General features: G+C 63.6%; 19 protein-coding genes and 1 riboswitch. Of the genes, 13 read left to right on the top strand and 6 right to left on the bottom strand.

What is annotated here, in order from left to right:
- Window positions 1-73: 73 nt before the first annotated feature.
- Window positions 74-1,861 carry a cation:proton antiporter gene (locus NA29_RS06820; protein WP_039397043.1) on the bottom strand — a complete coding sequence of 596 codons (1,788 nt, stop codon included), beginning with the start codon at window positions 1,859-1,861 and terminating at the stop codon, window positions 74-76.
- A 500-nt stretch (window positions 1,862-2,361) separates the two neighbouring features.
- On the opposite strand from NA29_RS06820, the gene NA29_RS06815 reads away from it, so the two are divergent.
- The 4 genes from NA29_RS06815 to NA29_RS06800 all read left to right on the top strand — a co-directional run bounded on the left by NA29_RS06815 (window position 2,362) and on the right by NA29_RS06800 (window position 5,881).
- Window positions 2,362-3,048: a DUF2848 domain-containing protein gene (locus tag NA29_RS06815; RefSeq protein WP_039397041.1), complete on the top strand. Its 687-nt coding sequence runs from the start codon at window positions 2,362-2,364 to the stop codon at window positions 3,046-3,048.
- A gap of 72 nt (window positions 3,049-3,120) precedes the next feature.
- Window positions 3,121-3,780, top strand: coding sequence for a GntR family transcriptional regulator (locus NA29_RS06810; RefSeq protein ID WP_052253210.1), 660 nt, complete (start codon window positions 3,121-3,123; stop codon window positions 3,778-3,780).
- Window positions 3,781-3,782: 2 nt separating this feature from the next.
- A complete protein-coding gene (locus NA29_RS06805; RefSeq protein WP_039397039.1) occupies window positions 3,783-5,159 on the top strand; it encodes an amidase in 1,377 nt (458 codons plus the stop codon).
- Window positions 5,160-5,368: 209 nt separating this feature from the next.
- Window positions 5,369-5,881, top strand: a complete 513-nt coding sequence (locus tag NA29_RS06800; protein ID WP_039397037.1) for a disulfide bond formation protein B — start codon at window positions 5,369-5,371, stop codon at window positions 5,879-5,881.
- A 96-nt stretch (window positions 5,882-5,977) separates the two neighbouring features.
- Here NA29_RS06800 and NA29_RS06795 read toward each other — a convergent pair whose 3' ends face one another.
- Window positions 5,978-6,943, bottom strand: coding sequence for a LysR substrate-binding domain-containing protein (locus NA29_RS06795; RefSeq protein ID WP_039397035.1), 966 nt, complete (start codon window positions 6,941-6,943; stop codon window positions 5,978-5,980).
- Window positions 6,944-7,169: 226 nt separating this feature from the next.
- On the opposite strand from NA29_RS06795, the gene xdhA reads away from it, so the two are divergent.
- The 7 genes from xdhA (at window position 7,170) to NA29_RS06760 (ending at window position 17,379) form a co-directional block, all read left to right on the top strand.
- Window positions 7,170-8,642 carry a xanthine dehydrogenase small subunit gene (gene xdhA / locus NA29_RS06790; RefSeq protein WP_039397033.1) on the top strand — a complete coding sequence of 491 codons (1,473 nt, stop codon included), beginning with the start codon at window positions 7,170-7,172 and terminating at the stop codon, window positions 8,640-8,642.
- Between the two features lie 12 nt (window positions 8,643-8,654).
- The gene (gene xdhB / locus NA29_RS06785) at window positions 8,655-10,994 is read left to right on the top strand and encodes a xanthine dehydrogenase molybdopterin binding subunit (protein WP_039397031.1); all 2,340 of its coding nucleotides are present in this window, start codon (window positions 8,655-8,657) and stop codon (window positions 10,992-10,994) included.
- Window positions 10,994-12,073 (top strand): xanthine dehydrogenase accessory protein XdhC, encoded by a 1,080-nt coding sequence (gene xdhC / locus NA29_RS06780; RefSeq protein WP_039397029.1) that lies wholly within the window; start codon window positions 10,994-10,996, stop codon window positions 12,071-12,073. Before xdhB ends, xdhC begins: the two co-directional genes overlap by 1 nt.
- Before the next feature lie 117 nt (window positions 12,074-12,190).
- Window positions 12,191-13,231, top strand: a complete 1,041-nt coding sequence (locus NA29_RS06775; RefSeq protein WP_052252584.1) for an adenosine deaminase — start codon at window positions 12,191-12,193, stop codon at window positions 13,229-13,231.
- A gap of 251 nt (window positions 13,232-13,482) precedes the next feature.
- Window positions 13,483-14,937: an NCS2 family permease gene (locus tag NA29_RS06770; protein WP_224786867.1), complete on the top strand. Its 1,455-nt coding sequence runs from the start codon at window positions 13,483-13,485 to the stop codon at window positions 14,935-14,937.
- A 19-nt stretch (window positions 14,938-14,956) separates the two neighbouring features.
- Entirely contained in the window at window positions 14,957-16,294 is a 1,338-nt protein-coding gene (gene guaD / locus NA29_RS06765; RefSeq protein ID WP_052252583.1) for a guanine deaminase, read from the top strand.
- Window positions 16,295-16,623: 329 nt separating this feature from the next.
- A riboswitch (yybP-ykoY riboswitch) is annotated at window positions 16,624-16,808 on the top strand.
- A gap of 13 nt (window positions 16,809-16,821) precedes the next feature.
- Complete coding sequence (locus NA29_RS06760; protein ID WP_039402610.1) at window positions 16,822-17,379, top strand: TMEM165/GDT1 family protein; 558 nt, start codon at window positions 16,822-16,824, stop codon at window positions 17,377-17,379.
- Window positions 17,380-17,474: 95 nt separating this feature from the next.
- Here NA29_RS06760 and NA29_RS06755 read toward each other — a convergent pair whose 3' ends face one another.
- Window positions 17,475-18,083: a DUF4136 domain-containing protein gene (locus NA29_RS06755; protein WP_039397027.1), complete on the bottom strand. Its 609-nt coding sequence runs from the start codon at window positions 18,081-18,083 to the stop codon at window positions 17,475-17,477.
- 234 nt (window positions 18,084-18,317) lie between these two features.
- Here NA29_RS06755 and pepN point away from each other — a divergent pair, with 234 nt between their 5' ends.
- Entirely contained in the window at window positions 18,318-21,029 is a 2,712-nt protein-coding gene (gene pepN, locus NA29_RS06750; RefSeq protein ID WP_039397026.1) for an aminopeptidase N, read from the top strand.
- Between the two features lie 36 nt (window positions 21,030-21,065).
- Here pepN and NA29_RS06745 read toward each other — a convergent pair whose 3' ends face one another.
- Complete coding sequence (locus NA29_RS06745; RefSeq protein WP_039397023.1) at window positions 21,066-21,662, bottom strand: hypothetical protein; 597 nt, start codon at window positions 21,660-21,662, stop codon at window positions 21,066-21,068.
- A 319-nt stretch (window positions 21,663-21,981) separates the two neighbouring features.
- Here NA29_RS06745 and NA29_RS06740 point away from each other — a divergent pair, with 319 nt between their 5' ends.
- Entirely contained in the window at window positions 21,982-22,905 is a 924-nt protein-coding gene (locus tag NA29_RS06740; RefSeq protein WP_039397021.1) for a LysR family transcriptional regulator, read from the top strand.
- Between the two features lie 42 nt (window positions 22,906-22,947).
- Here NA29_RS06740 and NA29_RS06735 read toward each other — a convergent pair whose 3' ends face one another.
- Both NA29_RS06735 and NA29_RS06730 read right to left on the bottom strand, forming a co-directional pair.
- Window positions 22,948-23,541 carry a class I SAM-dependent methyltransferase gene (locus NA29_RS06735; RefSeq protein WP_039397019.1) on the bottom strand — a complete coding sequence of 198 codons (594 nt, stop codon included), beginning with the start codon at window positions 23,539-23,541 and terminating at the stop codon, window positions 22,948-22,950.
- A gap of 92 nt (window positions 23,542-23,633) precedes the next feature.
- A complete protein-coding gene (locus NA29_RS06730) occupies window positions 23,634-25,052 on the bottom strand; it encodes an MFS transporter (RefSeq protein ID WP_039402608.1) in 1,419 nt (472 codons plus the stop codon).
- Between the last annotated feature and the right edge of the window lie 284 nt (window positions 25,053-25,336).

Here is a 25,336-nt window from a genome sequence, read left to right as displayed (position 1 = left end):
CAAAGAAAAAGCCCGCCGAGGCATCCCGGCGGGCTTTTTTCACGTGACGGCTGACTTAACCGTGGCGTGTCCTTCAGTGCGACGACGATCCCCCGCCACCATGCTCGCCATCGGGTTGATGTTCGAGCGTCTCTTTCAGCGCGATCTGAAGCTTGGCGTGCATGCGCACGAACCAGCTACGCATAATGACGCCGAGCACCAGCGTGCCCGCCACGATCAGCACGATCATCTCGGTCGACGGCAGAATGCTCGCGGAGAGCGCCGCCACCAGCAGAATGACTCCGACCATCGCGGCAATCGGCAGGATCTCGGCGACCACGCGGCGCACCTCGAAGGTATAGCGGCCCGTGAGGCTCGGCGGAATCGACAACTCCACCAGCAGCAACGACAGCGACTTGAGCTTGCGGTACACCGCGATCAGGAACGGCAGCGACAGCACCAGTGCCCCGCCCCAGACCACCGCACTTTGCAGACTCGGGTCTGCGACCCACGGCTTCATCAGATCGGCAAGACGACGATAGAAGAACGCGCCACCGAGGAAGATCGTCACGACGAGCGCCAGATTGATCGCCACGCTCACCACGATACGACGCACGATGGTGACGAGCGCCGCGCTGTCGCCCGTCAGTTGAATGCTTTGCAGCCATTGCGTGTATTGACCGAGCACGTACGACAGACGCCCCGGCATCACGCGGCCCAGCCAGCCGGTGAACGGGTCTGCGCCCTTGATCAGATAGGGCGTAAGCAGCGTGGTAATGACCGAGACGGCCACCGCAATGGGATACAGGAAGTCGCTGGTCACCTTCAGCGACAGGCCGAGCGAAGCGATGATGAACGAGAACTCACCGATCTGCGACAGCCCCATGCCCACACGCATCGACGTGCGGCCGTCCTGACCCGAGAGGTACGAGCCCAGCCCGCACGACACGATCTTGCCGACCACCACCGCCACCGTGATCAACAGAATCGGCCATACGTACGTGACCAGCACATGCGGGTCGAGCAGCAAGCCGATGGTCACGAAGAACACCGCACTGAACATGTCGCGCAACGGCGCGACCAGTCGTTCTATCGTATGCAACTCACGCGCTTCGGCCATGATCGCGCCGATCAGGAACGCGCCGAGCGCCACGCTGTAGCCCATCTGAATCACGAGCAGGCAGAAGCCGAAGCACAGGCCCAGCACCACGACCAGCAACATTTCGTCGCTCTTGAACTTCGCCACATAGCCGAGGATGCGCGGTACCAGCAGAATGCCCACGACCAGCGACACGACCATGAACAGCAGCAGCTTGCCCAGCGTGAACGTTGCTTCGCCTGCATCGACCTGACCGCTGATGGCGATGCCCGAGAGCAACGCGATCATGCCGATGGCGAGCACGTCCTCCACGATCAGCACGCCGAAGATCAGTTGCGCAAAACGCTCGCGCTTCATGCCGAGTTCGTCGAGCGCCTTGACGATGATCGTGGTCGAAGAGACCGCGAGCATTGCCCCGAGGAAGATCGAATCCATCGCTTTCCAGCCGAAGAAGCGGCCGATCTCGTAGCCGATCCAGAGCATCAGCACGATTTCGGTAATCGCCGCCACGAACGCCGTCACGCCCACCCGGGCGAGCTTGCGCAGGCTGAACTCCAGACCCAGCGAGAACATCAGGAACACGACACCGAGTTCGGCAAGGATCCCGATGGTCTTCTCGTCATGTATCAGCGCGAACGGGGGCGTATACGGCCCGATGATCACGCCCGCCACGATGTAGCCCAGCACGACTGGCTGCCGGAACCGGTTGAAGATGACCGTCACGATGCCTGCCAGCAGCATGATGACGGCCAGATCCTGAATGAAGTCGATGGCGTGATGCATCCGATACGTTCTCCCCGCAGCGCGTTGCGCCGATATTGATGTTCTTGACTCCACGCCGGTGACACGCCGCGTCTCCCCCAGGGAGGCGCAGCGACAACACGAGACGTGATGCTTGATGAAGGTGGGAAGCCGACCGTGGGCAGCGTATGAGCTGCTTGCCTGCCGGCTTGATAGACGTTGCGTTCGTTCGCCCGATTCCCTGCAAGTCCGGACGGACCCGCCGCCGAACCCGTTGCAGGCCCCATCGCTTCGAGGGGCTCCGGTTCGGACACCGGAACGGAAAAGCCAACGAACATTCGGCCCAAAACGGGCGCCGAATCAATATACGCGATGGCCTGACACGCGCGCAACCCAAGATTGACGGGGGTTTTCATAAAAAATTCCCGTTTTCCACACGATCGCACGAAATTTTTTTTCTTGATTTTTGTCTTGCCTCCTTGTGAAATATCACATAAATATCAAATGAATTTCACTGTGTGATTCTCTGGAGTGGTCGACGTATGAGTTCCTGTTTGTCTTTCACGGTGGCCGGTGACGGCGCTGCCCTTTGTATCGATGTCTCCATTGACACGCTCATCATTGCCGGATGGGCCGGACGCGACCGGCACGCGGTCGAGCACCACATCGCCGAACTGGCGGCGCTGGGCGTGCGCCGTCCGTCGACCACGCCTTGCTTCTATCGCCTCGCCCCCGCCCTGCTGGCCCAGGACGACGCCATCGACGTCGTCGGCGAGACGAGCAGCGGCGAAGCCGAATGCGTGCTGGTCCGTCATGGCGACGAACTGTTCGTAAGCGTCGGCTCGGACCATACCGACCGCGAGGTCGAAGCCTATGGGGTGACCGTCTCCAAGCAGGTCTGCGCCAAGCCAGTGGCACGCGAAGCATGGCGTTTTGCCGAAGTCGCGGCGCATTGGGATCAATTGGAACTGCGCTCATGGGTGACGCGTGAGGGCGAGCGGCGTCTTTATCAGGAAGGCACCGTCGCGGGTCTGCTCTCGCCGCAGGAACTGATGGCCAAACTCGGGCCGGACGGCTTGCCCGCAGGCGCGGCCATGTTCTGTGGCACACTCGCTGCCATTGGCGGCGTGGCGGGCGGCGAGCAGTTCGAGATCGAACTGCACGACCCGGTCCTCGGCCGCACGATCCGGCACCGTTACGCCACGCAGGCGCTGGCGATTGCCGACTGACTGCCCCATCCGATGCCCAACGAGACACTTTTCGAGCCCCGCACGACGGAAGTCGCGGGCGACGCCCACCGCATGCCGCCCGAGCCGTCTGTGCCTCATGACGGCCGCAGCCTGACCGAGCGCGCCTACGAAGCCATCAAGCACGACATCATTACGTTGCGTCTGCGCCCCGGCGAGACGCTCAACGAAGCGCAATTGATGCAGTCGACGGGACTGGGACGCACGCCCGTGCATCAGGCGATGCATCGTCTGGCACTCGAAGGGTTGTTGGTCATTCTGCCGCGCAAGGGGGCCATGGTCGCGCCCGTCTCGCTGAACGACGCACTCGAAATCATCGATGTGCGCATGGTCAACGAGACGTACTGTGTCGAGCTGGCCGCCCGCGCGGCAACGCCGGAAGATCTCGCTGCCATCGAGGCCGTGTTGGCCCGCTCGCATGACGCTATCGCAGCGCGCGACGTCGCCGCCATGATGCGCATCGACCGCGAGTTCCATCTGGCGATCTCACGCGCCTCGCGCAATCAGACGCTTGCCGAGTTGCTGCGCGGCTTGCACGAGCGCTCGCTGCGCTTCTGGTTTCTCGCCTTGTCGACGCCGAGCCACCTGGAAGGCGTCTATGAAGAACACCTTGAACTGTACGAAGCGCTGGCCGCCCATGACGGCGAACGCGCCCGACGGGCGATCGCCCGTCACATCGAAGAATTCCGCACCCATATTCTGAAAGCGATCTGAACATGAGCCACGACGCCATCGATCTGCAACGCCCCCTGTCCGACCTCGCCGCCGCGCTCGACGCAGGTCGCACCACCAGCCGTGCCCTCACCGAGCAGGCACTCGCGCGCATCGCCGATCCGGACGGTCAGGGCAGTGTCGTCTTCACGCAGGTCGACGCACAGGCCGCCCGCGACGCCGCAGACGGCCTCGACGCCCTGCGCCGCGCCGGTGCACGTTTGTCGCCGCTGATGGGCGTTCCCGTCTCGGTGAAAGACCTGTTCGACGTAGCGGGTCAGGTCACGCGCGCCGGCTCCACGGTGCTCGCCGACGCCGCCCCGGCCACGCACGACGCACTGGCCGTTGCGCGTCTGCGTCGGGCAGGTGCTGTGATCGTCGGTCGCACCAACATGACCGAGTTCGCCTTCTCCGGACTCGGCCTGAATCCGCATTACGGCACGCCGCGCTCACCGTGGCAGCGCGACGTCGGGCACATCGCGGGCGGGTCGTCTTCAGGCGCGGCCGCCTCGGTGGCCGACGGCATGGCCGCCGTCGGCCTTGGCACGGATACCGGCGGTTCGATCCGTATTCCGGCCGCGTTCTGTGGCCTGACCGGCTTCAAGCCGACGGCTTCGCGTACGCCGCGAGACGGTGCCCTGCCGCTCTCGACCACGCTTGACTCCGTCGGCCCCATCGGCCGCTCGGTCGATTGCTGCGCGTGGGTCGATGCGATTCTGTCGGGCAACGTCCCAAATGAAACACCGGCCGCACCGCGCGACCTTCGTGGCATGCGCTTCGGTGTCTTGACGAATTTCGTGCTCGACGGCGCAGAGCCCGCAGCGCTCGCCATCTACGAGCGCGCCCTTGCCACGCTCGCCAAGGCAGGTGCAACGCTCGTCGAGTTCAAATTCGCACCGTTCGACACCCTGCCCGCGATCAACCGCTTCGGTTTCTCGCCCATCGAAGCGTACGCATGGCATCGCAAGCTGCTGGCCGAGCGGGCGCACGGCTACGACCCGCGCGTGCTGGTGCGCATTCGCAAGGGCGAACCGGCAGGCGCGGCCGACTACATCGATCTGCTGAACGCCCGCGCCGCGCTCATCGCAGCCGCGAACCCCGTGTGGCAAAGCTTCGACGCCGTGCTGTGCCCGACCGCGCCGCTCACGCCGCCGGCCATCGCACCGCTCGAAGCCAGCGACGAAACCTTCACCGCCACCAACGCCCTTGTGCTGCGCAACCCGACGGCCATCAACATGATCGACGGGTGCGCCTTCTCGCTGCCGTGCCAGGCGCAGGGTGAAGCCCCAATCGGCTTGATGGTCAGCGGTGCTGCGGGCGACGACGCGCGTCTGTTCCCGGTCGCCCGCGCCATCGAGCAGGCCCTGCGCCCGGCCCGCTGAGCGCAATCCTCAACTTTCGGACGATTTCGTACAGAAATGCGCGCAAACGTCCGATTTTTCGGTGGAAAGTTCCGAAAAATCCCGTAATTTTTCATCTCACATGCGAATCGGGCTGGGGTTACAATCCCAGCCCAAGTGCCTGCCGCCCGGCGTCATGCGGGGAATAGCGGGATCCGTGGGATTCGTGATGGCCTACCGCCTGAAGTGAAATGAACGCTCAACTCGACCCGGCTTTTCGCCGCGAACGTCTGCTTTATCTCCTGCTCACCGTGGTTTGCCTCGCCTTGCTGGGCGGAGCACTGTACTTCCAGTACGTGCTTCACGAAGACCCGTGTCCGCTGTGCATTCTCGCGCGCTATGCGCTCGTGCTGATTGCGATCTTCGGGCTGGTCGGTGCGGTCTCGCGCAACTGGGCGGGAATCAAGGTGGCGCGCGTGCTCGCTGCGCTCTCCGCGATTGGCGGGATGGCCGCGTCCGCGTATCTCATCTACGTGCAGGCCAATCCGATGGTGAGCTGCGGTTACGACGTCGTCGAAGGGTTTGTGGACGCGCTGCCGACCTCGCGCCTGTTGCCGCAGGTCTTCCAGGTGCAGGGCATGTGCCAGACGATGTATCCGCCGATCCTCGGCCTGACGTTGCCGATGTGGTCGCTCGCGGCATTCGTCGTCATCTTCCTCGCGCTGGCGCTGCATCGGCCGCGCCGTGCCATTTCGCTGCGCTAACGCACTCGGCGCACCCGGCGGCGCTCCCAAACGCACAACGGCCGTCGGCCCCTCAGGGCGACGGCCGTTGGCTTTTTGGCGGACGTGCGAACGTGGTTAAGGCCGCACCAGCGCCGGTGTCGGCTCTCCTGCGCCACTGGCTGCGTCGAGTTCAGTGGCCACTTCCGCGATCCGCCGCCGCAGCCACGTCACCTCGGGGGCTGCGTGCGTGCGTTCATGCCAGAGTTGGTAGAAGCGCATCGGTGGGAAGTTGACCGGCGACGGCACCACGCGGATCGGCAGATAGCGCGCGTAATGCTGCGCAAACTGACGCCCCGTCGTGAACACCAGATCGGTGCGCATCAGCACGTAAGGTACAAGCCCGAAGTACGGCATCGTCATCTGAATATTGCGACGCAGGCCCTGCTCGGCCAGAAAACCATCGATGAAGCTCTGACGCTCGGCCACATACGGCATCGGCGCGAGGTGCGGCAATTCCAGGTAGTGCTTGAGCGAGATGCCCTTGCTGGCCAGCGGATGCTGTGCGCCGAGCATGCAAACCACCTCGTCGTCGAACAAACGCGACATATGCAACTGCGGCGGCGGTTCCAGCCAGTTGCCGATCACCACATCGAGCGAGCCGTTTTCCAGCGCGCCTGCATAGTCGAAACCGGCGTTGATGGGTTGCACGTGCAGACGAGCCGACGGCGCGTCGCGACGCAGTACTTCGGCGATGTTGGGGAGAAAAACGGCGTCGAGGTAGTCCGGCGCACCGAGCCGGAATGCCCGTGTGGTGGTCTGTGGCGCGAATTCCGTGGTCGGATGCGTAATGCGTTCGATGGCGGCGAGCGCGTCGGTGGCGTAGCCCAACAGTTCTCGACCGCGCTCGGTGGCCACCATGCCACTCTTGCCGCGCACCAGAATGGCGTCGCCCGTGATCTCGCGCAGGCGTCGCAGCGAGTTGCTGATGGCCGGCTGCGACTGGCCGAGCTTGAGCGCGGCGCGCGACACGCTTTGCTCTGTGAGCAGCGTATGGAGTACCCGCAGCAGGTAGGCGTCGATCTGTTCGCGGGGTCTTTGCATGTGCAGGGGCACTCTGAAGGCGTGTTGAAGACCGGAAAACGGCGGGTTGAGCCGTAGTTTATGACAATGCCGGGTCATCGGGGCGTCCGAATAGCCATCATCATGACGGCGAAATATTTCCCTGTGCCGCCAGTGCTATCTTCGGCTCATCCCCACGCCGGTCGTTAATAAGACCCATACGGCAACGTCGGCACGTCCACAATTGCACTGCACTACACTGAGAATCATGGAGACACAAGCCATCCGCTTCTTTTACCGCGGCAAGGTGCACGAGGTCACTGGCGAAGCCACGACCCGCACCGTGCTTCAGTACACGCGCGAAGACCTGCACTGCACCGGCACCAAAGAAGGCTGTGCCGAGGGCGACTGCGGCGCTTGCACGGTCGTGATCGGCGAATTGGCCGACGATGGCAATGTGGCGCTGCGCGCGGTCAACGCCTGCATCCAGTTCCTGCCCACGCTCGACGGCAAAGCGCTCTTCACGGTCGAAGACCTGCGCCATGCCGACGGCACGTTGCACCCGGTGCAGCAGGCGCTGGTGGATTGCCATGCCTCTCAGTGCGGTTTCTGCACGCCGGGCTTCGTGATGTCGCTGTGGGCCATGTATCTGAACCGTCCGGTAGAAGCGGGCTGCCCGAGCCGCCGCGAGATCGACGACGTCCTGTCGGGCAACCTGTGCCGTTGCACGGGCTATCGCCCCATCGTCGACGCCGCCCAGAAGATGTACGACCTGCCGCGTCACGAATTCGACCGCAAGGCGCTTGCCGAGCAGTTGAAGGCGTTGCAACGCGGCGACACGCTCTCATACGAGCACGACGGTCACGTCTTCCACGCACCGCGCACGCTGGCCGAACTGGGCCGTCTGCGCGCCGCTTATCCGGACGCACGCATTCTCGCTGGCAGCACCGATGTCGGCTTGTGGGTGACGAAGCAATTCCGCGATTTGAAGCATCTGATCTACATCGGCCAGGTCGCGGAGCTGCGTGAGATCTCCGAGGGCCCGAACGGCATCTATATCGGTGCGGGAGCCTTGCTCAACGATGCGTTCGATGCACTCGTCAACCACTATCCGGATCTGGCCGAGCTGCGTCAGCGCTTCGCCTCGTTCCCGATCCGCAACGCCGGGACGCTGGGCGGCAACGTCGCGAACGGCTCGCCCATCGGTGACTCGATGCCCGCGCTGATCGTGCTCGGCACGCGTATCGTGCTGCACCGCGAGGGTGTGGTCCGCGAAATGCCACTTGAAGACTTTTATATCGCCTATCAGAAGAACGCCCTCGAAGCGGGCGAATTCGTGCAGGGGATTCGTGTGCCGCTGCCCGCATCGGCGCAACGTTTCCGCACATACAAACTCGCAAAACGCTTCGATCAGGACATCTCCGCCGTGTGCGCCGCGTTTGCGGTCGAACTCGACGGCGACACCGTGCGTTCGGCGCGTATCGCCTTCGGCGGCATGGCAGCGACGCCCAAGCGCGGCAGCGCCATCGAAGCCGCGCTGAACGGCCAGCCGTGGACGGAAGCGACCGTGCGGGCCGCCATGGCCGCGCTGCCGACGGCCTACCAGCCGCTCTCGGACATGCGCGCGACGAGTACTTACCGACTGGCCGGTGCGCAAAATCTGCTGTATCGTTTTTTCCTGGAAACGCGCAACGACGCGCCGCTTGCGGCGCACGAAGTCAACGCGTTCGCCAACGTCTAACCGGAGCCGCCCATGAACACGCAAGTCGAAGGCTTCATGACGCAGACCGCACAGACCGCTGCTCAGGTTGGCCGCTCGCGTCCGCATGAGTCGGCCGAGCTTCACGTGGCTGGCGAAGCCACCTACACCGACGACATTCCCGAGCTGCAAGGCACGCTGCACTGCGCGCTCGGCCCGTCGCCCAAGGCACATGCGCGCGTTCTCTCGCTCGATCTCGACGCCGTGCGCCGGGCACCGGGTGTCATCGCCGTGCTTACCGCCGCCGACATCCCGGGCGTGAACGACTGCGGCCCGGTCATCCACGACGATCCGATCCTCGCGGACGGTGTCGTCCAGTACATCGGCCAGCCGATGTTCGCCGTGGTCGCCGAATCGCACGACGCCGCCCGTCGCGCCGCACGTCTGGCCAAGGGCGAATACGAAGACCTCCCTGCCATCCTCACGCCGCAGGCCGCCAAGGCCGCTGGCGCGGGTGTGCTCCCGCCGATGCAACTGCGTCGCGGCGACGCCGATGCCGCCCTGAAAGCCTCGCCCAACCGCATCAGCGGCACGTTCGAATGCAACGGGCAGGAGCAGTTCTATCTCGAAGGACAGATCTCTTACGCCATTCCCAAGGAAAACGACGGCATCCACATCTATTGCTCGACGCAGCACCCGAGTGAGATGCAGGCGCTCGTCTCCCACGCGTTGGGCTGGCATAGCCACCAGGTGCACGTCGAGTGCCGACGCATGGGCGGCGGCTTCGGTGGCAAGGAATCGCAATCTGGCCTGTTCGCGTGCGTGGCCGCGCTGTGCGCGTCGCGCCTGAAGCGCCCCGTCAAGCTACGTCTGGATCGTGACGACGACTTCATGATGACGGGCAAGCGTCACGGGTTCTACTTCGAATACGACGTCGGTTTCGACAACGAGGGCCGCATCACCGGCGCGAAGGTCGACATGACGCTGCGCGCAGGCTTCTCGGCCGACCTGTCCGGCCCGGTCGCCACGCGCGCCATCTGCCACTTCGACAACGCCTACTTCGTACCGGACGCCGATCTGCGCGCCCTGTGCGGCAAGACGAACACGCAGTCGAACACCGCCTTCCGGGGCTTTGGCGGCCCGCAGGGTGCGCTCATCATGGAAGTGGTGCAGGACGCCATTGCACGACGTCTGGGCCGCGACGCCCTCGACGTGCGCCGCGTGAACTTCTACGGCAAGACCGAGCGCAATACCACGCCGTACGGGCAACTCGTCAAGGACAACATCATTCACGAGCTGGTCGCCGAGCTGGAACAGACGAGCGACTATCGCGCGCGTCGCGACGCCGTGCAGGCGTTCAACCGCACAAGTCCCGTACTGCGCAAGGGCCTTGCGCTCACCCCCCTCAAGTTCGGAATCTCGTTCAACGTGCAGGCCTTCAATCAGGCCGGTGCACTCGTGCACGTCTACCGCGACGGCTCCATGCTCGTGAACCACGGCGGCACGGAGATGGGTCAGGGCCTGAACACCAAGGTCGCGCAGGTCGTGGCGCATGAGTTGGGCGTCGACCTCTCGCACGTGCGCGTCACGGCGACCGACACGACCAAGGTCGCGAACACATCGGCCACCGCAGCGTCGACCGGCGCAGACCTGAACGGCAAGGCTGCGCAGAACGCTGCGTGGCAAATCCGTCAGCGTCTGGCAGAGTTCGCGGCAACGAAGTACGGTTGCGCCGCCGACGAAGTGACGTTCGCCAACGATATCGTCAGTGCGAACGGGAATCACATCCCCTTCCCCGATCTCGTGGAGGCCGCCTACTGGGCGCGCGTGCAACTCTGGTCGGACGGCTTTTACGCCACGCCGGGCCTGTCGTGGGATGCCAAGACGATGAACGGCAACCCGTTCTACTACTTCGCGTACGGCGCTGCGGTCTCGGAAGTCATTCTCGACACGCTCACCGGCGAGTGGCGTCTGCTGCGCGCCGACGTGCTGCACGACGCCGGTAAGTCGATCAACCCGGCGCTCGATATCGGACAGGTCGAAGGCGCGTTCATTCAGGGCATGGGCTGGCTGACGACGGAAGAACTGTGGTGGAACAAGGACGGCAAGCTCATGACGCACGCCCCTTCCACCTACAAGATCCCCAGCATCAGCGATTGCCCGACGGACTTTCGCGTGAACCTGTTCGAGAATGCCAACGTGATGGACTCGATCCACCGCTCCAAAGCGGTCGGCGAACCGCCTCTGTTGCTGCCGTTCTCGGTCTTCAATGCGTTGCGTGACGCCGTGGCCAGCGTGAACGACTATCGCGACGAACCGGTGCTGAACGCCCCGGCCACGTCCGAGGCGTTGCTCATGGCGATCACCGAGTTGCGCGCACGGAGCGCCGCCTGATGCATCGCTGGGTCGACGCCGCCCACAAGCTGCTCGTACGCGGTGAAGCCGCCGTATTGGTGACGATCGCGCGCGTGGAGGGTTCTGCGCCGCGCGAAGCGGGCACCCATCTGCTCGTCACGCGCGAGCATGTGTGGGAGACCATCGGCGGCGGTCATCTCGAATGGCGGGCGATGGACGTCGCCCGCCAGTTGCTGCGTCAGTACGGACAGCAAGGCGCGCGTCACGTCGAGCGCTTCGCCCTTGGCCCGAGCCTCGGCCAGTGCTGCGGCGGTGCCGTCACCCTTGCCTTCGAAGTGCTCACACTGAGCGATCTGGCCTGGGTGAGCGCGTTGCACAAGCGTCTGGCGGCCGGTGAAGCGAGCCTGCGCAGCGTAGCTTTCGGGGCGCCCGGCGCAGACGCCGCCGCCAGCCAGCATCAGGGCGGGCCGGTCATGCTGACCGAACTCGACGCCGACGAGCCTCTCGCCCACCCGCACACCCTCACCCGCGACGCCGACGATGCTGCCTGCTCCTTCTGGCAAGGCAGCGACGGCTGGCTATGGCTGAGCGAGCGTCTCGCGCCGAGCGATTTTCACATCGTGCTATTCGGTGCGGGACACGTCGGACAGGCCATCGTGCAGGTGCTCGCCACGCTGCCGTGCCGTGTCACGTGGGCCGACGAACGCACCGAAACGTTCCCCGAGACGGTGCCGCCGAACACCGTCGTCGAATCCACCGACACCCCCGAGGCCGTCGTCACCGAAGCGCCGCCGGGCGCGTTCTTCCTCGTCATGACGCACAACCATGCGCTCGACCAGCGTCTGTGCGAGGAGATCTTCAAACGGGACGATTTCGCCTATTTCGGGCTGATCGGGTCGATGACCAAGCGCCGCCAGTTCGAGCATCGTCTGCGCGACCGGGGTGTGCCGCCCGAGCGCTTCGAGCAGATGATCTGCCCCATCGGCGTGGCAGGCATCTCCGGCAAAGCGCCCGCGACGATTGCGATTGCCGTGACCGCACAGCTGCTGCGCGTGCGGGAACAACAGATGCGTCAGAGTGCACCGGCCGGGGCACAGGACAGCGGTGTTCCTGCCTGAGACGCGGCGCCGTTTGCCCCGTCTCCCCCGGCACCGGAGCGGCCGCCCGACGCGCCAATGCACGACAAACGCCTGCGACGGTAAAATCCCGCCCATCTCCCCCCAAGAAGACACGCCATGCCCCTCACGCCAGAACTCGCCAAGACCCTTTGCGCCATGCCCAAGGCGGAGCTGCATCTGCACATCGAGGGCACGCTGGAGCCCGAACTGATCTTCCGCCTTGCGGAGCGAAATCAGGTGAAGCTGTCGTATCCGAGCGTCGAAGCCCTGCGCGACGCGTACGCCTTCACCGACCTCCAGTCCTTTCTGGACATCTACTACGCCGGCGCGAGCGTGCTGCTCACCGAAGACGATTTCTACGACATGACGCGCGCCTACATGGAGCGCGCCGCCGCCGACAACATCCGTCACACGGAAATCTTCTTCGACCCGCAAACGCATACGTCGCGCGGTGTGTCGATGGCCACCGTCGTGAACGGCATCGAACGCGCGCTGGCCGAAGCCGAAACGCAGCAAGGCATCACCAGTCGCCTGATTCTGTGCTTCCTGCGCCACCTGCCCGAGGAGGATGCACTTCAAACGCTGGAAACGGCACTGCCGTATTTCAACAGCCACGGTCATCGTCTCGTGGGTGTGGGGCTCGATTCGTCGGAACAGGGGCACCCGCCCAACAAGTTCGCGCGTGTCTTCGAGCGCTGCCGTGCGCTCGGGTTGCGTATCGTGGCGCATGCCGGTGAAGAAGGTCCGCCCGCGTACATTCACGAAGCCCTGGATATGTTGCGCGTGGAGCGCGTCGATCATGGCGTGCGCGCCATCGAAGACGAAGCGCTGCTCGATCGTCTGGCGCGCGAGAAGATCGCGCTGACCGTGTGCCCGCTCTCGAACGTGCGTCTCAAAGTGTTCGATCACATGGGCCAGCACACGCTGCACCAACTACTCAAACGCGGGCTGGCCGTGACGATCAACTCGGACGATCCCGCTTACTTCGGCGGCTATCTCAACGAGAACTTCCTCGCGACGTTCGACGCGCTCGACATGACGCTGGACGACGCTTACACGATGGCAAGGAACAGCTTTGAAGCCTCGTTCATCGACGACAGCGAGAAGCGCCGTCTGGTCGGCGAACTGGACCGGTTCCGGGCTGCACAGACCGCCTGATCGCTCGTTAGCTTCGCCCGACGTCAAACGCCCGAATCATTCGGGCGTTTTTTTGTGCCTGCGCGACGTAAATCGACGTGTGGGCGCGTTGTCACATTACCTCCCGATGATGTCGAACATTCCCCATAAGGAATATTTTCGCCGGGACCCGATGCTATTTTTCGAGCGTGCCCTGATACACGTCGCGAGGTGCCCCCACACCGCGCAACGCCGGGCGCTCATCACATAGAAAATATCGGAGACAACACCCCATGGACTCATCGCTCAGCCCCCCGGCGAGTAATGCAGCAGCGGCAACGCTGGATGTAGCCCCGGCTGCACCGGACGCAGCACACGACACCACGCGCGTGGCGGGCGCGCAGCCGACGTCGACACTCGACCGCTATTTCGGCATCACGGCGCTCGGCTCCACCTTCCGCACCGAAGTGATAGCGGGTATCACGACTTTCCTCGCGGCGATGTACATCATCGTCGTGAATCCGGCCATTCTGTCGAAGACGGGTATGGCCTTCCCTGCAGCACTCACCGCTACCGTGCTCATCAGCTTCTTCGGCAGCTGTGCGATGGGGCTTTACGCGCGCAATCCGGTGCTGGTTGCGCCGGGCATGGGTCTGAACGCCCTGTTCGCCTTCACGATGGTGCACGGCGTGGGCATGCCCTGGCAGACGGCACTGGGCTGCGTGTTCTGGTCGGGCATTCTGTTCGCGCTGCTCGCCGCGCTCAACGTGCGACGCTTCGTCGTCGAAGCGATTCCCGCGAACCTGCGCTACGCGATCTCGTGCGGCATCGGCCTGTTTATCACGGTGATCGGGCTGGTCAACGCGAAGCTCGTGGTCAGCGACCCGGTCACGGTCGTGCGTCTGGCGCACCTGTCGCCGCCGACCGTCACGTTCCTCATCGGTCTGGCGCTCACGACCGTGCTCGTCGCACGCCGCGTGAACGGCGCGCTGATGATCGGCATCGTCGTCACCACCCTCATGGCCGTGCCCATCGGCCGCCTCTGGGGCGACGGTAGCGGCTATTTTCCCAAGGAAATCGCGACAGCCACGCTGGTGAACTTCCAGGGCTTCTTCGCCGCGCCGGACTTCTCTGGCATCGGCCAGCTCGACTTGCTGGGCGCGCTGAAGGTGGCGTACATGCCGTTCATCTTCGTGATGCTCTTCACGGCGTTCTTTGATACCCTCTCGACCTTCATGAGCATTGCCGAAGCTGGCAACATGAAGGATCGCGACGGCAATCCGCGCAACATGCGTCAGGCCATGATCGTCGACTCGTTCTCGGTGCTGATCTCCGGCCCGCTCGGCACGAGCCCGGCAAACGCTTACATCGAGTCGGCGGCGGGCATCGCACAGGGCGGCCGCACGGGCCTGACTGCTGTCGTCTGCGCGCTGCTGTTCCTGCCGTTCCTGTTCCTGTCGCCGATGCTCTCGCTCGTGCCTGCCATCGCCACGGCCCCGGCGCTGATTCTCGTCGGTGTGTTTATGATGGAATCTGTGGCGCGCATCGAATGGCATCGCATGGACGAAGCGATTCCGAGTTTCATCGCGCTCGTGATGATTCCGATTTCGTATTCGATTACCGACGGCATCGCCTACAGTTTCCTTGCCTTCGTCGTCCTCAAGCTGTTCACGGGACGCATCAAGGAAATCAAGCCTGCGATGTGGATCGTCGCCGCGCTCGCGGTGCTGCTGCTCACGCAAATGTAACGACTCAAGGACCCCGCTAATGTCCACCACAAACACGACGACGCAGGCTCTGCGCGCCGTACGCGCGCAACTGGTCTACTTCACGCACGATCCGGCGCGCGCCTATCTCGATGGCACGCCGGGCACCGTCCACCATACGGACGGGATCGTCGCGTTCGAGAACGGCCGCATCACGGCCGTCGGCGACTACGCCAAGGTCGCGCCGACGCTGCCCGCCGGTACGCCCATCGAGGATCTGCGCAACAAGGTCGTCACACCGGGCTTCATCGACACGCACATCCACTATCCGCAGACGGATATGATCGCGTCGCCAGCGCCGGGGCTGCTGCCCTGGCTCGAGAAGTACACGTTCCCGACAGAGCGCCGTTTCGAGAATCCGGAATACGCGGCAGACGTCGCACAGTTCTTCCTCGACGAACTGCTGCGCGGTGGCACCACGAGCGCATTGGTGTACTGCACGGTGCACCCCGGCTCGGCCGACGCGTTCTTCAAGGAAAGCGATTCGCGCAACCTGCGCATGATCGCGGGCAAGGTGATGATGGATCGCAACTGCCCCGAGTTCCTGCGCGACACGGCCGAGACTGGCGCACGCGACAGTGAAGCGCTGATTCAGCGCTGGCACAACAAGGGGCGTCAGTTGTACGCGCTCACGCCGCGCTTTGCGCCGACCTCGACCGAGGCGCAGCTCGGCGTGTGCGGCGAACTCGCCGAACAGTATCAGGACGTGTTCATCCAGAGTCACGTCGCCGAGAACACCGACGAAGTCGAATGGGTGCGCTCGCTGTTCCCGGGACATCGCAGCTATCTCGACGTCTACGATCACTACAAGCTGCTGCGTAAGCGCGCCGTGTACGGTCACTGCATCTGGCTCGACGAGCATGATCGTCGCCGTATGTTCGAGACGGGAACGGTGGCAGCGCATTGTCCGACGTCCAACCAGTTCCTCGGAAGCGGCCTGTTCGACTTTGCTGCTGCCGAGGCGACGCGCATGCCGGTCACGCTCGCGACCGACGTCGGCGGCGGCTCTACGTTCTCGATGCTGCAGACGATGAACGAAGCGCACAAGGTCGCGCGTCTGTCGGGGTACCACCTCTCGGCCGAACGCATGTTCTACCTCGCGACCGAAGGCGCGGCGCACGCGCTGGATCTGCACGGCACCATCGGTACGCTCGCCGTGGGCGCCGAAGCCGACTTCGTGGTGCTCGATCCGAAGGCGACATCGTTGCTCGCGCGTCGTACGGCGCTGGCGGAGTCGCTGGAGGAATTGCTGTTCGCGTTCGCCATGCTCGGTGACGATCGCGCGATTGCCACGACGTATGCCGCTGGCAAGCCGGTCCATCGCCGCCAGGCTGCCTAGGCGCCTTACGGCCCGACGCACCGATCGCAGTCGTTGCACCGATCCGGTCTGTTGGCGCATACCGCAGGCCTGATGTCATACGCGAAGGCGTAAGCGTCGTCACTCTGGCGGCGCACGCGCCCTCGCGGTCGCCGACCGTGCGCAAGGGGCAAACGGTCGGGGATCTCCTTGGGCAGCCGATGGCTGCCCTTTTTTATTTCACGCAGCCGTTGGCCACCCTTTTTTGCTCCACGCAGCCGACGGCCACCTTTTGTGCGTTGAGCAGCCGTCGGACGCGACGTCATTGAAACGTCGCTTGCGCGATAGCCTTGCGCCGATGCTATAATTCGCCTCGATTCATTGGGGAGTAGCCGCCCTGTCATAGACATCAGTCTTCGGCAGGGGCGTACGTCAACAAACTTGGCCGGTTCCGGCTATGGCGTGCGCAGCCCTCGGGCCTGGCGAGACCGATGACGATGCTTCCGCCACCCGGGCCGGGATGCATTGTCATTGGCTCGCGTTTTCACGGCCCGGCGGAGAAAAATAAGGTGTCCCCATTCCTCGTATCGACCGGTGTGGTCGCGCTTGCCGAAATCGGCGATAAAACCCAATTGTTGTCCCTGGTGCTCGCTGCGCGCTTCAAGAAGCCAGTCCCTATCATTCTCGGCATCTTCGTCGCCACGCTCGTCAACCACGGCTTTGCCGGGGCGGTCGGCGAATGGCTGTCGACGGCCGTCAGTCCCGCCATCATGAAATGGGCCGTCGTGGCGTCCTTCATCGGCATGGCGATCTGGATTCTCGTGCCCGACAAGCTCGACGACGAAGAGGCCAACACACGTCGCAAGTTCGGCGTGTTCGTCTCGACCGTCATCACGTTCTTCATTGCCGAAATGGGCGACAAGACGCAGATCGCAACGGTCATGCTCGCCGCGCGCTATCAGGACTTCTTCGGTGTCGTAGCGGGCACGACGCTCGGCATGATGCTCGCGAACGTGCCTGCCGTGCTCGTCGGCCACAAGTTCGCGGGACGCCTGCCGACCCGCGCCGTGCATGCCGTGGCGGCCGTGATTTTCCTCGTGCTCGGCGTCATCACGCTGATGCAGTAATCACCCCGCCATCGCGACGCAATCACCGCAGTAAACGAAAAAGACCGGCCTGGGATCGGCCGGTCTTTTTCGTATCCGTCACATCCGTCGGAAGGTTACTGCCCGACTTTCTGCTGGACGTTGACGGTTTGTCCGCTCGGGAACGGTAGCTGCTTGAGCGCCGCATCGATCAGGAACGGCATGGCGGAGGCCATCGACGTTCCGGCATCGCTCGTCTGAGCCTGCACGCGATACACCTCCTTGCCCGTCGGACGGTCCGTAAAACGCAATTGCAAGCCAGCCAGGCCGTACGGGTAATCGCGCTGGACGTACGCTGGCGGCGCGCCGTACGGATACCCATACCAGCCCCACGGACGCCCCCAAGGTCCCCACGGACCGGGAGCGAACATCGGGTCGTAGGCCGGTTCCGTCACGCGCATCACCTGCTGGGTAATGCCGTAGGACATGCCGATCAGATAGTGAGCGCTCGACGGACTTTGCTCGCTAAAACCGTCCCCCGCGAGACGCGTACGCAACCACTGCTCGTACGTCGCATGCTCCTGATTGTTCTGCTGCTCGGGGGTGCGCGTGAGCGCATACGTGCGCGGCCCCTCGAAGCCCGGCGAAGTGCCGAACGCCGTGACCTGACTGGTCACCGTGCTGGCACATCCGGCCAGCAACACGCTGGCGACGGCCAACGTCGCCATTCCCCATCGTTTCCACATGATTCTGTACTCCCGATTCCGATACCCGCTGTAGACGCCTCGGCGCCGCTGCGCCTCATCAGCCTCATTGGTCATTATGTTGCGACGATTTAAGCATAGGACGGCATCTCGCGCACATCCGATTCGTTTGACGGTTGCGTTGAACGAAAATTCAGCAAATTAGCGGCTCGGACACTAAGCGCGCGCCACTCCGTTACAATTTGTGAATCCTTGGCCGTCCGCACATTACCGTCCATGCTCAGAACCGACCTCGCAGGTGTCATCCAACGTTCCGACTATACGCCCCCGGCGTATCTGATCGACACCGTCCAACTTGACTTCGACCTCGCCCCCGACGTGACCACCGTGACCAGCCGATTGCGCGTACACCGCAATCCGGCCGGCCCCGGCGGCGACCTCGAACTGGTGGGCCAGGGGCTGCAACTGGTCAGCCTCGAAATCGACGGCAAGCCTTGGTCCGGTTACCACACCGGCGAAGAAACACTCACCGTCGTTGCACCGCCCGAAACGTTCGAACTCGCGCTGGTCACCCGCTGCCGTCCGCAAGAGAACACCTCGCTCATGGGGCTGTACGTCTCTGGCGGCAACTTCTTCACGCAGTGCGAAGCCGAGGGCTTCCGCAAGATCACCTACTTCCTCGACCGTCCGGATGTGATGGCGACGTACACCGTGACGCTGCGCGCAGACCGCGAGGTGTATCCGGTGCTGCTCGCCAACGGCAATCTGATCGACAAGGGCGATCTGCCGGACGGCCGCCATTTCGCCGTCTGGGACGACCCGTTCAAGAAGCCGAGCTATCTGTTCGCGCTGGTCGCAGGACGTTTGGTTTGCCGTGAGGAACGCATCGTCGCTGGCGACGGCCGCGAGAAGCTCCTTCAGGTCTGGGTGCAGCCGCAGGATCTGGACAAGACCGAACACGCCATGCATTCGCTCGTCAACTCGATCCGCTGGGACGAGGAGCGCTTCGGCCGTGTGCTCGATCTCGATCGCTTCATGATCGTCGCCGTGAGCGACTTCAACATGGGCGCAATGGAGAACAAGGGACTGAACATCTTCAATACGAAGTACGTGCTGGCCGATGCCGCGACGGCGACGGACGACGACTTCGGCAACATCGAAGCGGTCGTAGGCCACGAGTACTTCCACAACTGGACCGGCAACCGCGTGACCTGCCGCGACTGGTTCCAGCTGAGTCTCAAGGAAGGCCTGACGGTGTTCCGCGACCAGGAATTCTCCGCCGACATGATGGGTTCCGAGTCGGGCCGCGCGGTCAAGCGCATCGACGATGTGCGCGTGCTGCGTCAGGCGCAGTTCCCGGAAGACGCCGGTCCGATGGCGCACCCGGTGCGCCCCGAGAGCTACGTCGAAATCAACAACTTCTACACGGTCACCGTCTACGAGAAAGGCGCCGAAGTCGTGCGCATGTATCAGACGTTGCTCGGCCGTGACGGCTTCCGTCGCGGCATGGACTTGTACTTCGAGCGTCACGACGGTCAGGCCGTCACGTGCGACGACTTCCGCGCCGCAATGGCCGACGCCAACCAGCGCGACCTCACGCAGTTCGGCCGCTGGTACAGCCAGGCGGGCACGCCGCGTGTGACGGTCGACGCCGTCTACGACGAAGCGGCCCGTACGTACACGCTCACGCTCACGCAACGTTGCCCGAAGGTCGGCGTCGAGTTGCAGAACGAAACGCTCGTCAAGCAACCCTTCCACATTCCGTTCGCCGTGGGTCTGCTCGATCGCGACGGCCGCGACATGGTGCTGCGCCTCGACGGTGAAGCGGCCGATGCACCGGCATCCACCACGCGCGTGCTCGACTTCACGCAGGAGCGTCAGAGCTTCACGTTCGTCGATGTCGCTCACGCGCCGATGCCTTCGCTGCTGCGCGGCTTCTCGGCACCTGTGATCGTCGAACACGAGTACACCATTGACGAACTCGCGTTCCTGATGGCGCACGACAGCGATCCGTTCAACCGCTGGGAAGCCGGGCAGCGTCTCGCGACGCGTCAGTTGCTCGCCCTCGTCGAATCGATCCAGATGGGCCAGTTGCCGAGCGTGGACAGCTATGTGCTCGAAGCTTTCCGCCAGGTGCTGCGCGACGAAACGCTCGATCCGGCGTTCCGCGCGCAGGCGCTGACGCTACCCGCTGAGTCGTATCTCGGCGAGCAGATGACGGAGATCGATCCGGCCGCCATTCATGCCGCGCGTCAGTATCTGCGTCAACGTCTGGCCGCATCGCTGCATACGGAATGGCTCGCGGCCTATCACAACCATCGTGTGCCGGGCCCGTATCAGCCCGATGCCGCATCGGCGGGTGAGCGTGCGCTCAAGAACCTTGCCCTCTCGTATCTGATGGAGCTGTCGGACGCCGGTGTGGCGCAAACCGCCCGCACGCAATACGACACGGCTGATAACATGACCGACCGCTTCTCCGCGCTCACCGCGCTGGTGCAACGCGGCGGTGCGGCACGTGAAGGCGACGCCGCACATGGCCCGAACCACGCTGCCGAAGCGCTCGTGGACTTTTATCAGCGCTTCGAGAACGAGCCGCTCGCCATCGACAAGTGGTTTGCACTTCAGGCGATGCAGCGTGGCGACGGCAGCCATTGTGTAATCGATGCGGTGCGCGCGTTGATGGGGCATCCGGCCTTCACGCTGAAGAATCCGAACCGCGCCCGCTCGCTGATCTTCAGCTTCTGCAGCGGCAATCCGGCGCAGTTCCACGCCACCGATGGTTCGGGTTATCAGTACTGGGCCGAGCAGGTGCTGGCGCTCGATGCGCTCAACCCGCAGGTCGCTGCACGGCTGGCACGCGTGCTCGACCGCTGGCGCAAGTACACGCCCGCGCTGCGCGAGCGTATGCGTGACGCCTTGCAACAAGTGGCGCAGCATCAGGCATTGTCGAAAGACGTGCGTGAGATCGTCGAGAAGGCGCTCGCCTGATCGATGACGAAGTCATGCGGCCGAGGGCGATGCTCGTCACGGCCGCATGACTTCGAAGTATCCGCAGGTCAGGCAAAGCTTGTAAGGCCAGCGCGGCCCGGCACCGATCAACGGCCGCAACGCGGGCACCGGAATCACCACGTCCTCGAACGTCCCGCCCATGAGAAAGTTGGCGGGGTCGTTGCATAACGTCACTTTGCCGCTCATCGCACTGACGGTGATGTGCACATCCTGCCCGGGGTAAGCGGGCGGATCGCGAAACGTCAATTGATAGATCATCATCACGTCGGCGTCCGGCGGACTCTCGACTTCGTAGGTGCCGTTGCGCAGGTGCGAGCGAAACGTGAGGCGCAGCGACTCGTCGAACGCCGCGTGAGACGCGACGGGTGAGCGAACCTCCGCACGCACACTCCACCAGTGCGGCGAGCCCTCTATGACATCCAGACGTACGTCGACAGGCAGAAAGCGCCGCTTTTCCTCGCCGTCGTAGCACCACGACTTCATGCAGCCGTCGTAGTGCAACGCTGCGCGTTCGGGCGTTCCCTGCTCGTCGATCATCACCCTTGGATAGCGGCTGTCGACGGAAACTGGCGGCACGAGATCACCGCGCGAAAGGAGAATGAACTCTTCCATGCGCTACCTCCCGACTTCTGCTCTGCAATTCCGAGTCGTTGCCGCGAGCCTATCTTGCCGTCACCCGCATAGGCGCGCAATTGATGTCTCTTGTATCTCTCATGCATGCGCGCCATTTGGAGCGCAGTCTAGTCAACGCAATGCAATAACGCACCTGTCAACCCTGACAGGTGCTGCGCCCCCCCGCTTCCAAAGCACCTGTCGCGCCAGTGAAAGGCGCCGACACCGATTCGGTCAGGTGCGCAGGCCTCTGGCAGTATCCGGAGCGCACGTGTATTATCAAAAAGAAAGAACTCTAAATTTTTCATTAATTTTATTCATGCAACGCACCCCCATCGAACTTCGTCACTTGCAGACCCTGCTGGCGTTGCGCGACACCGGCAGCGTCTCTCGCGCGGCGTTGTGGCTTCACCTGACGCAATCCGCCCTGTCACATCAGATCAAGGCATTGGAAGATTTCTACGGCTTGCCGCTGTTCGTGCGCAAGTCGGCCCCGCTCGTGTTCACCCCAGCGGGGAAACGCTTGCTCGCGCTCGCGGAAGACGTTGTGCCCGCTGTCGACGAAGCGGGGCGTGATCTCACCCGACTCGCACAGGGCACGCAGGGGACGTTGCGTATCGCCGTGGAATGTCATACCTGCTTCGACTGGCTGATGCCCGCGATGGATGCGTTTCGTCAACGCTGGCCGGAAGTGGAACTGGACATCGTGTCGGGCTTTCATGCCGACCCGATCGGGCTGCTGCATCAGGACCGCGCGGATCTGGCGATCATCTCCGAGCACGAGGAAGGCGAAGCGGTGGACTTCCATCCGTTGTTCCGCTTTCAGATGATGGCGCTCATGGCGAACGACCACCCGCTTGCCGCCAAGTCGCATGTCGACGCCGAAGATTTCCGTGACGAGACGCTCATCACCTATCCCGTGCCGGACGACATGCTCGACATCGTGCGACAGGTGCTACGCCCGGCGGGCATTGAGCCGACACGCCGCACGACCGAGTTGACGGTGGCGATCCTGCAACTGGTCGCGAGCCGTCGCGGGCTGGCCGCGCTGCCGCTGTGGGCGATCACCGGCTATCTGGAGCGTCGTTACGTGAGTGCGCGGCCCATCACACCGCAAGGGCTGACGGCCGAACTGTGGGCCGCCACACTACCCGCGACGACAGTGCGCCCCTACATCGGCGAATTCGTCTCGATCATGCGCGAGACGAGTCTGCTGACGTTGCCGGGCATCGAGTTGATCTGACGACATGTGCTGGCGGAGCGAACTTCGCTGCGCTGCGACTCGTCAGGCGGGACGCTGCACGATCAGGCGGCAGACGCGCTTGCCTGAACTCGCGCTCGTGACGTCCTCTTCATGGCGCACGACGCCCTCGTGCAACGCTGCGCGAACGACGTCGGGATTAAACGCGCTATAGAGACGGCCGTCTTCATGGCGCAGATCGGCGCCTTCCGTCACGCGCCACGACACGTAGAGCACGCCGCCCGGACGCACCAGCGTCCACAATCGAGCTGCGGCCTGAGCCACCTCATCCACCGGCAGATGCATCAGTACTGTCTCGCAGATCACGTTGTCGAATTGCGTCGTCACGCTTTGCATCAGTGGCAAACGGTCGACGTGAAACGTCACCCACGGGAAGGTCTTGCGCGCGAGCGCCACGAGCGCCGGTGAAGCATCGTAGCCCTCGACGTCGAAGCCTTCTCGCGCGAGCCATGCGGCGTCGCGTCCATTACCGCATCCCACGTCGATTGTCCGGCCGCCCGGAACGAAATGACGCACAAGCAGTACGTACATATCGTCCGGTGGCGGTTGCTCCAGCCAGTCCTCGCTGTAACGTTCGGCATTGGCCTCGTAGGCCGCTTCGGTTTGCAAGTCCGCCATGATCGGGATCTCCGGTATGCGTTAAGCAGTAAGAGGTAAGCGGTCACCCGACGAAGGGATGGGGAATCGCCCTCGTCGGCGCTATAGATGCCTTACTGCGAAATCTTCTCCAGCGCGATGTCCTTCGTGCGCGGCCCCATCAGACCGATGGCGAGCATCACGATCAGCATGGCGCAAGAGATGAATGCGAACACTCCGGTCACGCCGAAATTGCGCAGCACCGACGCGATCAGAAACGCGGTGAAAATCGCCGAGAAGCGACTCCACGAATAGACGAAACCCACCGCACGCGCACGAATGCCTGTGGGGAACAACTCCGTCTGATACGCGTGATAGCTGTACGACATGATGTTGTTCGCGAGCGTCAGGCCAATGCCCATTGCGATCAGCATGACCGACGACGTGACCTGCGAGAACACCATCCCGCACACGATACCGATGCCTGCCGTCCACACGATGGCGTGCTTGCGCTCGACTTTGTCGGCCATCCACAGCCCGATCAGCGGGCCGACCGGTGCGGCCAGCGCGATCACGCTCGAGTACGCGAGACTCGTCGTCACCGTGATGCCCTGCTTGATGAGCAGCGTCGGCACCCAGTTCGCGAAGCCGTAGAAGCCGACCGTCTGGAAGATGTTGAAGAGGATCATCATGATGGCGCGCTTGCGATACGGCGGCACCCACATGTCGCGAAACGCGCTCTTGGGCACGACCGGCTCCGGCACGCCTGGCGCGGGCAGCGGCCTGCCGTACTCGCGCTCGACCTGGGCTTCGAGCGCCGAGAGCACGCGGTCCGCTTCATCCAGACGCCCCTTCTGCGCGAGCCAGCGCGGACTCTCCGGCAAAGCACGGCGAATCCACCAGACGAATACCGCACCGTGCGCGCCGATGAGCACCACCCAGCGCCAGCCTTCCAGACCGAGGAATTCGCGCGGCACGAGCCAATACGCCAGCAGCGCCACGACCGGCACCGCCGTGAAACCAACGGCCTGCTCGCACGCGAAGGCACGCCCGCGAATCTGCTTGGGCACGAGTTCCGCGATGTAGGTGCCGATCGTCACCAGTTCCACGCCGATGCCCAGGCCCACCACGAAGCGCCAGAAGTTCACGCCGGTGGCCGTCTCCTGAAACGCCATGATGACGTTGGCGACGGTGTACCAGAGCAGCGAGCCGGTGAACACCGCGCGACGCCCGAAACGGTCGGCGAGAAAGCCGCACGCAATGGTGCCGATGAACAGGCCTGAGAAGAGCGCGGCGATAAAGCTTGCCACGCCGGTCGTGCCGAACAGGCCGGGTGTCGTGGGCGTGAGAATGCCGCTCTTCACCAGACCCGGTGCGATGTAGCCGGTGTAGAGCAGGTCGTAGAGTTCAAAGAAGAAACCGAGACTGAGCAGTACCACCAGTTTCCAGACAGTGCGGGTCGGGGGCAGACGGTCGAGTCGGGCGGAAATGTCGCCTGCACTCAGGCGAGTTGCCGCTGTCGTTGCTTGAGCGGCGCGAGGCATGGAAGGCATTGATACGTCGGGGAATGGCATGGAAATCGTCTCCGGGCCGGTTCGGTCATGGCCGAACTGCTCACAGTCCGACGTCTCTTCGGACATCGGATACACCATGAATCGACAGGCGCGAGGCCGAAATTGTGCCACGAATGACACCGCGCCAGTCACCTTTGCCACGCACTACGAAAAATTGCGATGTTCACCAACAACAGCACAGTCGCTTTTCGATGTGACGGTGCACAGCACATCGTGTCGAATCGTCGATGTGCTGCGGCATACGTCGCATACAGCAAAACCAC

The sequence above is a fragment of the Pandoraea sputorum genome, from assembly GCF_000814845.2.
GTDB lineage: Bacteria > Pseudomonadota > Gammaproteobacteria > Burkholderiales > Burkholderiaceae > Pandoraea > Pandoraea sputorum.
This window is presented reverse-complemented; position numbering and strand designations above follow the sequence as displayed.

What these genes read in the sequence shown, in the direction of transcription:
- NA29_RS06820 (WP_039397043.1), bottom strand. Translation starts at nt 1,861, where the DNA reads ATGCATCACGCCATCGACTTCATTCAGGATCTGGCCGTCATCATGCTG.
- NA29_RS06815 (WP_039397041.1), top strand. Translation starts at nt 2,362, where the DNA reads ATGAGTTCCTGTTTGTCTTTCACGGTGGCCGGTGACGGCGCTGCCCTT.
- NA29_RS06810 (WP_052253210.1), top strand. Translation starts at nt 3,121, where the DNA reads ATGCCGCCCGAGCCGTCTGTGCCTCATGACGGCCGCAGCCTGACCGAG.
- NA29_RS06805 (WP_039397039.1), top strand. Translation starts at nt 3,783, where the DNA reads ATGAGCCACGACGCCATCGATCTGCAACGCCCCCTGTCCGACCTCGCC.
- NA29_RS06800 (WP_039397037.1), top strand. Translation starts at nt 5,369, where the DNA reads ATGAACGCTCAACTCGACCCGGCTTTTCGCCGCGAACGTCTGCTTTAT.
- NA29_RS06795 (WP_039397035.1), bottom strand. Translation starts at nt 6,943, where the DNA reads ATGCAAAGACCCCGCGAACAGATCGACGCCTACCTGCTGCGGGTACTC.
- xdhA (WP_039397033.1), top strand. Translation starts at nt 7,170, where the DNA reads ATGGAGACACAAGCCATCCGCTTCTTTTACCGCGGCAAGGTGCACGAG.
- xdhB (WP_039397031.1), top strand. Translation starts at nt 8,655, where the DNA reads ATGAACACGCAAGTCGAAGGCTTCATGACGCAGACCGCACAGACCGCT.
- xdhC (WP_039397029.1), top strand. Translation starts at nt 10,994, where the DNA reads ATGCATCGCTGGGTCGACGCCGCCCACAAGCTGCTCGTACGCGGTGAA.
- NA29_RS06775 (WP_052252584.1), top strand. Translation starts at nt 12,191, where the DNA reads ATGCCCCTCACGCCAGAACTCGCCAAGACCCTTTGCGCCATGCCCAAG.
- NA29_RS06770 (WP_224786867.1), top strand. Translation starts at nt 13,483, where the DNA reads ATGGACTCATCGCTCAGCCCCCCGGCGAGTAATGCAGCAGCGGCAACG.
- guaD (WP_052252583.1), top strand. Translation starts at nt 14,957, where the DNA reads ATGTCCACCACAAACACGACGACGCAGGCTCTGCGCGCCGTACGCGCG.
- NA29_RS06755 (WP_039397027.1), bottom strand. Translation starts at nt 18,083, where the DNA reads ATGTGGAAACGATGGGGAATGGCGACGTTGGCCGTCGCCAGCGTGTTG.
- pepN (WP_039397026.1), top strand. Translation starts at nt 18,318, where the DNA reads ATGCTCAGAACCGACCTCGCAGGTGTCATCCAACGTTCCGACTATACG.
- NA29_RS06745 (WP_039397023.1), bottom strand. Translation starts at nt 21,662, where the DNA reads ATGGAAGAGTTCATTCTCCTTTCGCGCGGTGATCTCGTGCCGCCAGTT.
- NA29_RS06740 (WP_039397021.1), top strand. Translation starts at nt 21,982, where the DNA reads ATGCAACGCACCCCCATCGAACTTCGTCACTTGCAGACCCTGCTGGCG.
- NA29_RS06735 (WP_039397019.1), bottom strand. Translation starts at nt 23,541, where the DNA reads ATGGCGGACTTGCAAACCGAAGCGGCCTACGAGGCCAATGCCGAACGT.
- NA29_RS06730 (WP_039402608.1), bottom strand. Translation starts at nt 25,052, where the DNA reads ATGCCTTCCATGCCTCGCGCCGCTCAAGCAACGACAGCGGCAACTCGC.